General features: G+C 41.1%; 13 protein-coding genes. 8 read left to right on the top strand and 5 right to left on the bottom strand.

What is annotated here, in order from left to right:
* From NCWK1_RS22825 to NCWK1_RS22795, 7 genes are all read left to right on the top strand, one after another.
* Positions 1-402 (top strand): WD40 repeat domain-containing protein (locus NCWK1_RS22825; RefSeq protein WP_222838808.1); only part of this gene is annotated, 402 nt, incomplete at its 5' end.
* An 8-nt stretch (positions 403-410) separates the two neighbouring features.
* Positions 411-623 (top strand): hypothetical protein, encoded by a 213-nt coding sequence (locus NCWK1_RS22820; RefSeq protein ID WP_245894975.1) that lies wholly within the window; start codon positions 411-413, stop codon positions 621-623.
* A gap of 158 nt (positions 624-781) precedes the next feature.
* A complete protein-coding gene (dacB, locus tag NCWK1_RS22815) occupies positions 782-2,248 on the top strand; it encodes a D-alanyl-D-alanine carboxypeptidase/D-alanyl-D-alanine endopeptidase (protein ID WP_103126283.1) in 1,467 nt (488 codons plus the stop codon).
* 426 nt (positions 2,249-2,674) lie between these two features.
* Positions 2,675-3,823 carry a sulfate ABC transporter substrate-binding protein gene (locus tag NCWK1_RS22810; RefSeq protein WP_096576437.1) on the top strand — a complete coding sequence of 383 codons (1,149 nt, stop codon included), beginning with the start codon at positions 2,675-2,677 and terminating at the stop codon, positions 3,821-3,823.
* Between the two features lie 159 nt (positions 3,824-3,982).
* Positions 3,983-4,858 carry a sulfate ABC transporter permease subunit CysT gene (cysT, locus tag NCWK1_RS22805; protein ID WP_096584842.1) on the top strand — a complete coding sequence of 292 codons (876 nt, stop codon included), beginning with the start codon at positions 3,983-3,985 and terminating at the stop codon, positions 4,856-4,858.
* Positions 4,845-5,720, top strand: coding sequence for a sulfate ABC transporter permease subunit CysW (cysW, locus tag NCWK1_RS22800; protein WP_103126282.1), 876 nt, complete (start codon positions 4,845-4,847; stop codon positions 5,718-5,720). The genes cysT and cysW overlap by 14 nt, the downstream gene beginning before the upstream one ends.
* 198 nt (positions 5,721-5,918) lie before the next feature.
* Entirely contained in the window at positions 5,919-6,185 is a 267-nt protein-coding gene (locus tag NCWK1_RS22795) for an NIL domain-containing protein (RefSeq protein ID WP_096576441.1), read from the top strand.
* Positions 6,186-6,285: 100 nt separating this feature from the next.
* On the opposite strand, the gene NCWK1_RS22790 is transcribed toward NCWK1_RS22795, so the two are convergent.
* The 4 genes from NCWK1_RS22790 to NCWK1_RS22775 are packed head-to-tail and all read right to left on the bottom strand — an operon-like array spanning position 6,286 to position 9,681.
* Positions 6,286-7,554, bottom strand: a complete 1,269-nt coding sequence (locus NCWK1_RS22790; RefSeq protein ID WP_103126281.1) for an MFS transporter — start codon at positions 7,552-7,554, stop codon at positions 6,286-6,288.
* Positions 7,514-7,993 (bottom strand): MarR family winged helix-turn-helix transcriptional regulator, encoded by a 480-nt coding sequence (locus NCWK1_RS22785; RefSeq protein ID WP_103126280.1) that lies wholly within the window; start codon positions 7,991-7,993, stop codon positions 7,514-7,516. Before NCWK1_RS22785 ends, NCWK1_RS22790 begins: the two co-directional genes overlap by 41 nt.
* Before the next feature lie 19 nt (positions 7,994-8,012).
* Complete coding sequence (locus tag NCWK1_RS22780; protein ID WP_103126279.1) at positions 8,013-8,870, bottom strand: ABC transporter permease; 858 nt, start codon at positions 8,868-8,870, stop codon at positions 8,013-8,015.
* Positions 8,827-9,681, bottom strand: a complete 855-nt coding sequence (locus tag NCWK1_RS22775) for an ABC transporter ATP-binding protein (protein ID WP_096576449.1) — start codon at positions 9,679-9,681, stop codon at positions 8,827-8,829. Before NCWK1_RS22775 ends, NCWK1_RS22780 begins: the two co-directional genes overlap by 44 nt.
* Before the next feature lie 334 nt (positions 9,682-10,015).
* Here NCWK1_RS22775 and NCWK1_RS22770 point away from each other — a divergent pair, with 334 nt between their 5' ends.
* Positions 10,016-10,225 (top strand): penicillin acylase family protein, encoded by a 210-nt coding sequence (locus NCWK1_RS22770; protein ID WP_245894974.1) that lies wholly within the window; start codon positions 10,016-10,018, stop codon positions 10,223-10,225.
* Between the two features lie 110 nt (positions 10,226-10,335).
* On the opposite strand, the gene NCWK1_RS22765 is transcribed toward NCWK1_RS22770, so the two are convergent.
* Complete coding sequence (locus NCWK1_RS22765; RefSeq protein WP_103126278.1) at positions 10,336-11,490, bottom strand: PD-(D/E)XK nuclease family protein; 1,155 nt, start codon at positions 11,488-11,490, stop codon at positions 10,336-10,338.
* Positions 11,491-11,570: the final 80 nt, after the last annotated feature.

Raw genomic sequence — 11,570 nt, 5'->3', positions numbered from 1 at the left:
CCCATTGGTCAACCTTGGCGCGGGCATGAGTATTGGGTAAATTCCGCAGCTTTTAGCCCTGATGGGAAACTGATTGCCAGTGGTAGTCTTGATGGAACAGTCCGCTTGTGGCAGTGTGGGTGGCAAGAATGGTTGCAAGTTTGCTGCAACAGGTTACATTATCATCCCGTCTTTCAAAATCCTGAAAATGGCAGTGATACAGAAATTGCCTACCAAACTTGTCAAAAATATGTATGGAATCCACAATACCCTAAACAGTTGAACAACCAAGGTGCAGCAAAGCTAAAAGAGAAAGCTTTTTCAGCAGCTTTGGAGGACTTTAACCAAGCAGTTCAACTTAATTTCACATCGCACTGGAAACATCGGGTTGCTTGGCAATCAGTACCCACAGATAATCAATAACTTGAACTATGATTTGTTCAACAGAAAGCAGCGATAGGATGGTTTGGCTATTTGCTCAAGAAAAGCAGATGATTCTCTTAACAGCGAATCGCAGTATGAAGGGAGAAGATTCTTTAGAACAAGTGATACGTCAAGAAAGTCTGCCAACATCTTTACCTGTAATTACTCTTGCAAATGTTGACCGCATATATAGAAAGAAAATATCGAGAACAGTGTGTTGAGTGCCTGATCGAGATTGTACTTTATGTTGAAAATTATTTAGGCGTGAGTAGGCTATTTATTCCTTAGTAAATTTTAATACGTTTAGTATACTGCCTGCGGCGATCGCCAAACACTACAAAATAATATAACTGTCAGTTCTCAATGTAGAAGTTTAAGTATGTTTTCTCGCAAAATTTCCCTGAGTTTGCTGCTACTGTTGCTGGGAACCCAGACTGGAATTACCCAACAAGCAGTTACAGCCCAAACTCCAGTTCCCCCTGCAACTACCACAAAATCACTGTGTCCTGCTGAACTAAGAACATCTATAGATTCTGCAATCAATCGTCCTTTATTTAGCCGCGCTCGTTGGGGAATTTTAGTTAAAAACTTAGCTTCTACGCAAACGCTTTACAGCCACGATGCTGAAAAATACTTTACACCTGCTTCTAATGCTAAGTTGTTGACGACAGCTGCGGCGCTGAAGCAATTAGGCGCAGATTTTCGCATTCGTACCTCTGTTTATCAAGATGCTGATGGCAATTTGCGTGTAGTTGGTCGAGGAGACCCCAGTTTAAAAAATGCTCAATTAACACTATTAGCCAAGCAATTACGTCAACAGGGCATTACTCAAGTCAATAATTTAATTGCTGATGATAGTTATTTTCAAGGAGATTTGATAAATCCTAGTTGGCAATGGGAAGATGTACAAGCTTATTATGGCGCACCAGTCAATAGTTTGATTTTGAATGAAAATGCTGCTGTATTAACAGTGTTACCCCAAGCTATAGGAAAACCACTGCAAATTAAATGGGCTGATCCTACAGAGGCGTATCAGTGGCGAGTTGAAAATAATTCTGTCACGGCGCAAAAAGATGAACCAGGGTTAGTAGAAGTTAAGCGTGACTTAAAAGGCGCTGTGCTGTATTTGCAAGGACAACTGGCTGTAAATTCACAACCAGATATTAATGCGATCGCAGTATTTGACCCTACACAAAATTTCTTACGTCACTTTCGTCAAAGTTTAGCAGCAGAGGGAATCTCTGTGCAGCAAACATCTACCGCCAGTGGTGGTAATAATGAACGCGAAATTGCAGCGATTGAATCTCCACCTTTGTCTGAGTTGATTAAGGAGATGAATTTAAACAGTAATAATTTATTTGCTGAAGCTTTATTAAGAACTTTAGCCCACAAACAACAAGTAGCCAAAAATCAAAATACTGCTGATGTTGGGTTAAAAGTTATGCAAGAAACTCTCACCCAATTAGGAGTAAACCTCAATACTTATAGTGTGGTGGATGGTTCAGGATTATCGCGGAAAAATTTAATTAGTCCAGAAGCTTTGGTACAAGTTTTACAAGTAATCGCCGCATCACCAGAAGCAAAAGTTTTTCGGGCTTCTTTACCTGTCGCTGGAGTTAGTGGTACTTTACAAGGGCGCTTTCGCAACACATCGGCGCAAGGAATTGTCCAAGCTAAAACCGGAACTTTAAAAGGTGCAATTTCTCTGTCAGGATATATAGATTCGCCACAATTTGAGCCGTTAGCTTTTAGTATAATTGTGAATCAATCTGAGCAACCAGCCAGCACGATCAGGCAAGCTATGGATGATGTTGTTATATTGCTAACACAGCTACGGCGTTGTTAATTCAATAAAATTTTGAGAATGTTGGGTTTCGTTTTAAAACCCAACCAAATATTATTTTAATAATAGCCATGAGTACCATATACCTGACGGGATTCGGAAAAGCGATCGCCAGCGCACTATGCGTTCAAGTGCGGTTCTGCCAAAGTAAATAGGCGTAATTAACCCAAACTAATGTCAAGTTTGATCAAATGGGTATAGAGAGTGAGCAAAACCTCACATCTTTATACCCCTCTTCGCATCCAAATTTTTGTGTAAGTATTTTTAATCGCCAACTAAACTGCTACAATCTCCCTATTCTCGATAGAGAATATGAATTTTTTGTTGAGTTTGCAATTAAACAGAATTAATCCGTGCAAATATCCAGTAACATAAATCTTATATAACCATATATACATCAATTTACCGTAGATTGAGAGGAGCCACGGAATGAATTTTTGGCAGCGTCCCCTGAAGCGATCGCAGCAATTTACTACTCAGCACAAACCATATCGGTTCAGGCTCAATTCGCTCAAAGGTTTTGTATCGCTCACATTGGTAGGAGCTATTTTGAGCGTGGCGCTGGCCGCCTGCTCTGGTGGAAATAGCAGTAATTCTGGCACTGAAACTCCTTCTGCTAGTCCAGTTGCAGCTAACAAATCAAACGTTGAAGTCACCTTAGTTTCTTTTGCTGTAACTAAAGCAGCACACGAAGCCATCATTCCCAAGTTTGTCGAAAAGTGGAAGCAAGAGCATAACCAAACCGTCACTTTTAAACAAAGCTATGGCGGTTCTGGCTCTCAAACTCGCGCCGTCATCGATGGTTTGGAAGCCGATGTAGTTCACTTGGCGCTGGCTGGAGATACGCAAAAGATTCAGAAAGCCGGACTGATTGAGCCAGGATGGGAAAAAGAAGTTCCTAATAATGGGATCGTTTCTAAATCTGTTGCGGCGATCGTAACTCGTGAAGGTAATCCAAAAAGCATCAAAACTTGGACAGATTTAGCCAAAGACGGGGTAAAACTCATTACAGCTGATCCGAAAACATCAGGTGTGGCTAAGTGGAACTTCCTCGCGCTGTGGAATTCAGCCATTAAAACTGGTGGAGATGACGCAAAGGCGACTGAATTTGTCTCCAAAGTTTATAACAATGTACCGCTGTTGACTAAAGATGCGCGGGAAGCAACTGACGCATTTTTCAAGCAAGGTCAAGGTGATGCTTTAATCAACTACGAAAATGAAATTGTTTTAGCAAAACAAAAGGGAGAAAAAGTAAATTATATTGTCCCTGATGTCAATATTTCTATCGATAACCCAATTGCTGTGGTTGATAAAAATGTTGATAAGCATGGCACCCGTGAAGTTGCCGAAGCTTTTGTCAAATACCTTTATACACCAGAAGCCCAGCAAGAATTTGCTAAATTAGGATTCCGCCCAGTTGATGAAACTGTTGCCCAAACTAAAGAAGTGAAAGACAAATTCCCCAACGTCAAAACTTTAGGCACAGTACAAGATTACGGTGGTTGGAGTGAAATTGATAAGAAATTCTTTGCTGAGGGCGGTGTTTTTGATAAGATTCAAGCCCAAAAGAAACGGTAAATAGTCAATAGTCAATGGTCAAGAGTCAATGGACTTATCTGTAAATAAATATCAGAGCTTTCATAGCAAGGATATAAACCTAATTTTTAGATAAGTCTATTTTTCAATGACAAATGACCAATGACAAATGACCAATGACAAATGACCAATGAAATTTTTATGGCTGTATCTTCTTCTCCACATCAACATCTTGCTTCTCCAACTCCATTCTGGAAGAAATTCCTGCATCAATTGATTCATCTGCCTTGGACATGGCGCATTACTTTGGTATACCTAACATTCATGTTATTTATGCCAATAGTTGCGATGTTCTTGAAAGCCAGTACCGAACCTCCGGCAAGGTTTTGGGAAATTGCTACTAGCGATGTTGCATTAGCTACTTATAACGTCACTTTTGTCACATCTATAGGAGCGGCGCTGCTTAATGGTGTATTTGGAACTTTAATTGCCTGGGTTTTGGTGCGTTATGACTTTCCTTTGAAAAGGCTGATTGATGCCACCGTAGACTTACCCTTTGCCCTACCAACTTCCGTTGCTGGTTTAACATTGGCAACAGTTTACAGCGATAATGGCTGGATTGGTTCACTTCTAGCACCATTGGGAATTAAAGTATCTTTCACTCGGTTGGGTGTAGCAGTAGCAATGATCTTTATTTCCCTACCTTTTGTTGTCAGAACTGTACAACCAGTACTGCAAGAAATGGAACATGACATTGAGGAAGCTGCTTGGTGTTTGGGTGCTTCTCAATGGCAAACATTTTGGAAAGTGATTTTACCACCATTATTCCCAACAATTTTGACGGGTATTGCTTTGGGTTTTTCCCGTGCGGTTGGTGAATATGGCTCGACAGTCATTATTTCTTCTAACACACCCTATCAAGATTTAATTGCACCAGTACTGATTTTTCAACGCTTAGAGCAGTATGACTATTCTGGCGCTACTGTGATTGGCATGGTGTTACTGACAATTTCTTTGATACTACTATTGGCAATTAATTTCTTACAAGCGTGGGCAAGAAGATATGACAGTAAATGAGCCAAGATTTCACTCATCTGGGTCTAATACCAATGCAGCCAAGCCCAAACAGCAGAATAGTTGGGTTCCCACCCTTTTAATTGGCATTGCTATTGCGTATTTAGCATTAATTCAATACATCCCAGCAATTAACGTTTTTTTTCAAGCCTTTAAAAAGGGAATAGGCCCGTTTTTTGCTAACCTAACACACCCTGCCTTTCTTCATGCAGCTTGGCTGACGTTAATACTGGCGTTGATTGCTGTGCCATTAAATACAGTATTTGGCTTGTGTGCAGCTTGGGCGATCGCGCGGCATAAATTCCCTGGTCGTGCCATAGTTTTAAGTATTATCGACCTGCCCTTTTCCATTTCACCCGTAGTTGCTGGGTTGATGATTGTCCTACTCTACGGTCGCAATGGTTGGTTTGGCCCTTTTCTGCAAGCCCACGACATTAAAATTATCTTTGCCTTTCCTGGTATGGTGTTAGCGACAGCCTTTGTCAGTATGCCCTTTGTGGCGCGAGAAGTCATTCCGGTGTTAGAGGAATTTGGTAGCGACCAAGAAGAAGCAGCTAAAACCTTGGGTGCAAAAGATTGGCAAATATTTTGGCGCGTCACACTACCCAGCATTCGTTGGGGATTACTTTACGGTTTAATTTTGACCAACGCCAGAGCAATGGGGGAATTCGGTGCTGTTTCGGTAGTTTCGGGTAACATTGCTGACAAAACCCAAAGTTTACCATTGTTTGTGGAAGATGCTTACAAACAGTATGAAACTGAAGCCGCCTTTTCAGCCGCAGTACTGTTGGGACTTTTAGCAGTAGTTACCTTGATACTGAAGGAAATTTTAGAACGCAAAACTCGCATTAAAGATGTTGAATGAAGTGTGTAGACGCGCAGCAGTGAGGCAGCGCGGTCTTGGGGGTTTCCCCCATGAGCGACTGCTGAACCCGAAGGGCTTGCCGTAGGCTAGTCTGAAGTATAAAACTTTAACACTGAGCTTTCTGCCTTAAAAATAGGCCGTAGGAAATGAAACTTCAGCACTTTTATTGTTCTCTATTAATCAAAGGCTGATTTCGATATGGCTAGTGAAGATACCCTGAAATCTAAACGGATACGCCTAAGAATTCCCAAAGATTATCATCAAGAACCTGTAATTTCTCACTTAATTTCAGACTATGGTTTGACTGTAAATATCACTGCGGCAATTCTGGGAGCTAATGCTGTAGGTGATGGTTGGTTCGACTTAGAACTCAAAGGAATTGATCCACAAATTCAGGATGGATTAAGCTATCTCCAAGGTTTACAACTAGAAGTTTGGGACGATAGCAAAATAGCTGACTGGTAAGTTGACTTAATTTGATATGAGTTCGACAAGTTTTTTATTACCTCACCTATCCTCAATTACTGACGAAAAAGGGAGAGGTTTTTCATCGCTCTAACTCACGTTAATCTAATTCTTGTAAAGCTCCAAGTTTAACCATACCTGGCCAAATTTTAGCTACAGCCAGTACGACTAGAATAGTGCCAACACCACCACCAACAACCGCTGCAATAGGGCCAAATATTGCAGCAGCTAAACCAGATTCAAAACCGCCCAATTCATTAGAAGCGCTGATAAATACGCTATTAATTGCTGCCACCCGACCACGCAAATGATCGGGTGTTCTAATTTGGACTAAAGTATGGCGAATCACTACACTAATACTATCTAACGCACCACTCAAGACCAACATGAGTAGAGATAGCCAAAACCACCGCGACAGACCAAAAATAATTGTGACCACGCCAAAGCCAACGACTGACCAAAGTAAGGCCGGCCCGGCTTTGCGTAATGGTGGTAGATATGCCAAACTCACCGCCATAATTAGCGCCCCAATGGAAGGAGCCGCTTGTAGGTAGCCTAATTCTACTGGCCCGACGTGCAAAATATCTTTGGCAAAAATCGGCAATAGAGCGATCGCACCACCAAATAACACCGCAAACATATCTAGGGTAATGGCGGCTAAAATTAACTGATTCTCCCAGAGAAATTTCACGCCGGCGGAGAGTGCTTGCAGAGAAATTGGTTCTTTAGTGCGGGTATTTGGTTGCTCTTTAATTGCCGCGGTGAGACAGAAACAGAAAAAAGCCGCGATCGCCGCTAATATATATACCCCTGTTGCACTTCCTAACAAAGCAATGCCAAAGCCACCCAAGGCTGGGCCAATAACGGCGGCTAACTGAAAACTACTACTGTTCCAAGTCGCAGCATTGGTAAAGGCACTTACAGGTATTAACTGCCACATCAAAGCATCACCCGCAGGTTTGAGAAATGCCCTAGCTACACCAGATAACATCAAGCAAGCATAAATCAGAAATATTGCACCCTTGGTATAGGAAAGCACTGCTAAAGTTAGAGAACAAAGAGCGAGTAAGATGACTGAAGATAAAACAGTGATTTTGCGATCGCGGCGATCTGCCAAATCTCCGGCAATTAAGGTGAGAGCAATAATGGGTAAGACTTGAGCAAGTCCGACACCACCTAACGCTAAAGCTGAATCAGTGCGTTCATAAAGTTCCCAACCAATGGCTACAGTCTGCATTTGCGAGCCAATAGATAGCAGCAAACGCCCAATGGTAAATAATCTATAGTCTCGAAATCTCAGAGCCGCAAAGGGATCATGTTCTCCAGGCTCATGGTTCTGGGGGGTGGATTTCCGTTTGATCGAAGACATTTTTTAAGAAGGTTAACCCTTGTTCTATCTGGGAAAATTCTTCGACTGACAGACTATTGAGAATGTCAGCAATTTGAGCGCGAGTATGATTGAGAGATTGCTGGAGATGGTACTTTCCCTCGTCAGTTAAGTTGAGAACTATCCGCCGTCGCTCTTGGGGATGGTGTTCACGTTGCACTAAGTTGCGCTGTACTAGCCGTTCTATAGTTGCTGAAGCTGTCGCAGAGGTGACCCCGAGATGTTCTGCCAAACCAGATAGTGAACCACCAGGATTACGATTGATAAATGCCAGCGATCGCAACTGGGGAATTGACAAAAACCCGGCGTTGTGCGCTCGCATCTCCTTCCTGATAAACCGCATCACTAATGGAACTGTTTCCATTACTTTGGCAGCACATTCTTCAGAAGTCGCACCATGTGAGGGTTTATCAAGCTTCATGGGCTAGTTGTTCTCCTACTTACATCGCCACCCGTGGATAAAGTTTGCCACAGATGAGGGTTAATATTATTAATGTTAGTAGCAGAACTGTACAATCCAACCCAAACCCATAGAGACTTGTGCCATTAAGTAGCATTGTGCCGCGTAAAGCATCAACTTCATAAGTTAAGGGGTTGATATGGGAAATAAATTTTAGCCAGTTCGGCATTAAGGAAATGGGATAAATCGCATTGCTGGCAAAAAACAACGGCATGGTTAATAATTGCCCAATTCCGGTCATTCTTTCTCTAGTTTTCACCAAACAGCCAATAATTAGAGAAAAAATGCAAAAGCAACTTGCACCCATGAGAACGATTAATAAGACTTTGATAATTGCCAAGGGATGCAAGTTCAGCTTTACCCCTAATAACAGTGCCAATCCATAAATAATAAATACCTGAGATAAGCATCGGACTCCGCAAGCCACCGCTTTGCCTAATACCATAGCGACGCGGGGTGTAGGACTCGCCAGGAATTTATGCACAATCCCTAAATCCCGTTCCCAAATCAGGGTCATTCCCCCAGTGAAAATAGCGACAAACAAAACACTCTGGGCGAGAATCCCTGCGGTCATAAAATCTAAATAAGGCAGATTTCCCCCGGTGGGGATGGCTCTAATTTTGGAGAAGACTTGCCCAAATATGAGTAACCATAATGCTGGCTGGACGGCTCTGACGGCTAAATCAGTAGGATCATGACGTAGTTTGCGAATTTCTAATTCGGCGATCGCGAATGTTTTGAAGATTAACTCACTAATTGCAGAGATAAAATTATGCTTGCGAATAGCTTTGGTTCTAACCCAACCGTTGAGCAGTACGCCTGGTTCTTGCTGTGTCACGGTAGTTAACTCCTGATACTAATTGGTCGCCTGTGTAGTGAATAAAGACATCATCTAAAGTTGCATTCGGCTTATCCAGTGAGGCTTTTAAGTCTTTAGGTGCGCCTTTGGTAATTTCTTCGCCGCGCTGCATAATTACCACTCGGTCACAAAGATTATCGGCTTCTTCTAAAAAGTGAGTGGTTAAAAATATTGTTGTGCCGAAGTCAGTACAAAGTTTTTGTACCAATTGCCAAACCTGAGTCCGTGCTAAAGGATCTAGTCCGACAGTGGGTTCATCTAAAAACAAAATTTGCGGTTGATGTAAGATTGATTGGGCAATTTCTAACTTGCGAATCATCCCACCAGAGTAATTTCTCACTAAGCGGTGAGTCGCATCGGCTAGACCCATAAATGCCAGAATTTCTTTAATGTATCGCTCTCGATGCTTGCTAGGAATTTCATACAACTTGGCAAATATCAACAGGTTTTCGTAACCTGTGAGGCTACCGTCAGCAGAAAGAGCTTGCGGTACATAGCCAATCACTCTTCTTACCGCCATCGATTGATGGGTTATGTCATAGCCTGCTAAGGTTGCTTTCCCGGCACTGGCAGGTAACAGAGTTGTCAACATTTTAATAACGGTACTCTTACCTGCCCCATTCGGCCCTAGTAAGCCAAAAATTTCACCCTGTTCTACAGAGATACTGATGTTGTTAACAGCCGTAACTTTACCAAAATGGCGTGTGAGTCCTTGGGTTTCTAAAATAATCGGTTTCGGTGTGCTGGCTGGTGTTTCCGACCGATCTGCTTTTCCTATCAGTCTTGTCACAAGTTTGATGTTTTATAATTAGATAACCTAAATATTAGATTTACAATATATTTCTGTCAATAGTTGCTTGCATAAAAATTGACCAAGGTGCGATCGCAGTTACTCAGCCTGATATTTTTGGGTGGGACAATAAACCTTGATTTTGTGTTAGTCCGCGCAGGTGGTCACTGAGCTTGTCGAAGTGCGGGCTTAGTTTGTATCGCAGCGAATTGCGATCGCTATCCTCAAAGCCTTGAGATGTCGTAGCGCCTCACCCCAGAAATTGCGGTTTACATAAATTCGCCAACAGTCTCATTCCATTTGTTGGGGCTTAGTGCAAGATGCGTGTTTACGGATGATAGTAGACTTAGGAAATTTGGATAAATCACTCGCTATTCATACTCCCGGACAATCTGGACAAGCCTTTCATCAACATTATGCAGATATGGTAGAACCTTGGCACACAATTGAATATCACCCCATACTGTGGGACAGCAAGACTGTTAAAGGTAATACGGCGAAAACTTTGAAGCTAATTAGGACTTACGCACTAGTTACGGAATAATGAACCACAGAGACGCAGAGAACACAGAGAAATGAGAGTTTGAGAGGTTTTTTGCGTAAGTCCTAGCTAATGTCTAAATTTCAGGTTTAATATATTCTCGAAAGATAAAATTAATTGGACAAGGTTTGCTGTAGATTATCTGCACACTCCATATCTTCTTGTATCATTTCTCCTGCACTAAGACCCTTCCAAGGAAAATCAAAATATTTTTCTCTAACTATTTCTAATTCTTTAATTGCTTCAATAAAAAATTCTTTAATAGGACATAGTTGGTCTTCATAAGACAAAAACTCTTGTAAGGTTTTACGATAAAATATACTAGACCAATCTGGTGTAACTGTTAAACCACAAGGAGTCCATATTTCAGGTTTATCATTGACTATATTTTGCATAGCTTTAATAATTTTTGGGCGATTTTTGAAAGTTGGTGAAACCTCTAAACATATACCTATATAAGGATAACTAGTCAAATCATCTGAATTTAAATAAAAATACCCTAGCCCACACCAAAGATTCCATCCATCAGACAAGCCAGTGTAAATAATATATCTACTGTGATGTCTCCATTGCGTAATACTGGGTGAACCACTAGTTACTCTACCAAAAGCATTCTTAAATTCCGCTTCAACTTCCTCACTCAGCGTTGCTTGCATAAAATTGAGAGTTTTATTAAAGTTCATCATTGTTAATAAATCAATTGATGAGAATTGATTTTTGCCTGCCATTTGATTACTCCTCATGAAAGTTAATATTTCTTGGGCTAAGGTATCAGAACCATGCTTGTCTAAAAAAGAATAGAACTGATACCACCTTAACTGATGAAAATTTACTGTTGTTTTTTGTTTTGAAGCGAAAGTTTTGATTTCTTCTTGAGGGTCATAATTACGAGTAATATAAAGTAAGATACGTTGATTAACATTTGGTAAACTACTCAAAATCTCAACATATCTTTTTAAAGCATTATTCCCATCTGTAGAACCAATTTTTGATTCAATAATTATTACGTCTGTATCTAAACCATTTGATAATTCAATTAAAATGTCGAATCTACTATCGGCGGTATGACTTTCTAGCCCTTGGTGTTCTTTTTGGGTAGTAATAGTGATACGAGAGTAACTCTTATCGCCAATAATGAGGTTTTGTTGCAGCCAAGCAATTAACAAATCTTGATGAATCGAGAAAAAGTAAGCAACAATTTCAGTGAAAAAGTCTTCTAATGGTTTATTGGCTGAATGCAGATTGAGTAAATTGGTAAATAAGGACATTTCAATTAAAGCTGATTAGATTAGTCAGCATGAAATGTGCGTTATGCGTTGCTAATACCAATTCACGAAAAGCCTGATAC

This window comes from Nostoc cycadae WK-1, from assembly GCF_002897135.1.
Classification (GTDB): domain Bacteria; phylum Cyanobacteriota; class Cyanobacteriia; order Cyanobacteriales; family Nostocaceae; genus Nostoc_B.
This window is presented reverse-complemented; position numbering and strand designations above follow the sequence as displayed.

Excerpts from the sequence above, each read along its gene's own strand:
- NCWK1_RS22820 (WP_245894975.1), top strand. The coding sequence starts at position 411 with ATGATTTGTTCAACAGAAAGCAGCGATAGGATGGTTTGGCTATTTGCT.
- dacB (WP_103126283.1), top strand. The coding sequence starts at position 782 with ATGTTTTCTCGCAAAATTTCCCTGAGTTTGCTGCTACTGTTGCTGGGA.
- NCWK1_RS22810 (WP_096576437.1), top strand. The coding sequence starts at position 2,675 with ATGAATTTTTGGCAGCGTCCCCTGAAGCGATCGCAGCAATTTACTACT.
- cysT (WP_096584842.1), top strand. The coding sequence starts at position 3,983 with ATGGCTGTATCTTCTTCTCCACATCAACATCTTGCTTCTCCAACTCCA.
- cysW (WP_103126282.1), top strand. The coding sequence starts at position 4,845 with ATGACAGTAAATGAGCCAAGATTTCACTCATCTGGGTCTAATACCAAT.
- NCWK1_RS22795 (WP_096576441.1), top strand. The coding sequence starts at position 5,919 with ATGGCTAGTGAAGATACCCTGAAATCTAAACGGATACGCCTAAGAATT.
- NCWK1_RS22790 (WP_103126281.1), bottom strand. The coding sequence starts at position 7,554 with ATGTCTTCGATCAAACGGAAATCCACCCCCCAGAACCATGAGCCTGGA.
- NCWK1_RS22785 (WP_103126280.1), bottom strand. The coding sequence starts at position 7,993 with ATGAAGCTTGATAAACCCTCACATGGTGCGACTTCTGAAGAATGTGCT.
- NCWK1_RS22770 (WP_245894974.1), top strand. The coding sequence starts at position 10,016 with ATGATAGTAGACTTAGGAAATTTGGATAAATCACTCGCTATTCATACT.
- NCWK1_RS22765 (WP_103126278.1), bottom strand. The coding sequence starts at position 11,490 with ATGTCCTTATTTACCAATTTACTCAATCTGCATTCAGCCAATAAACCA.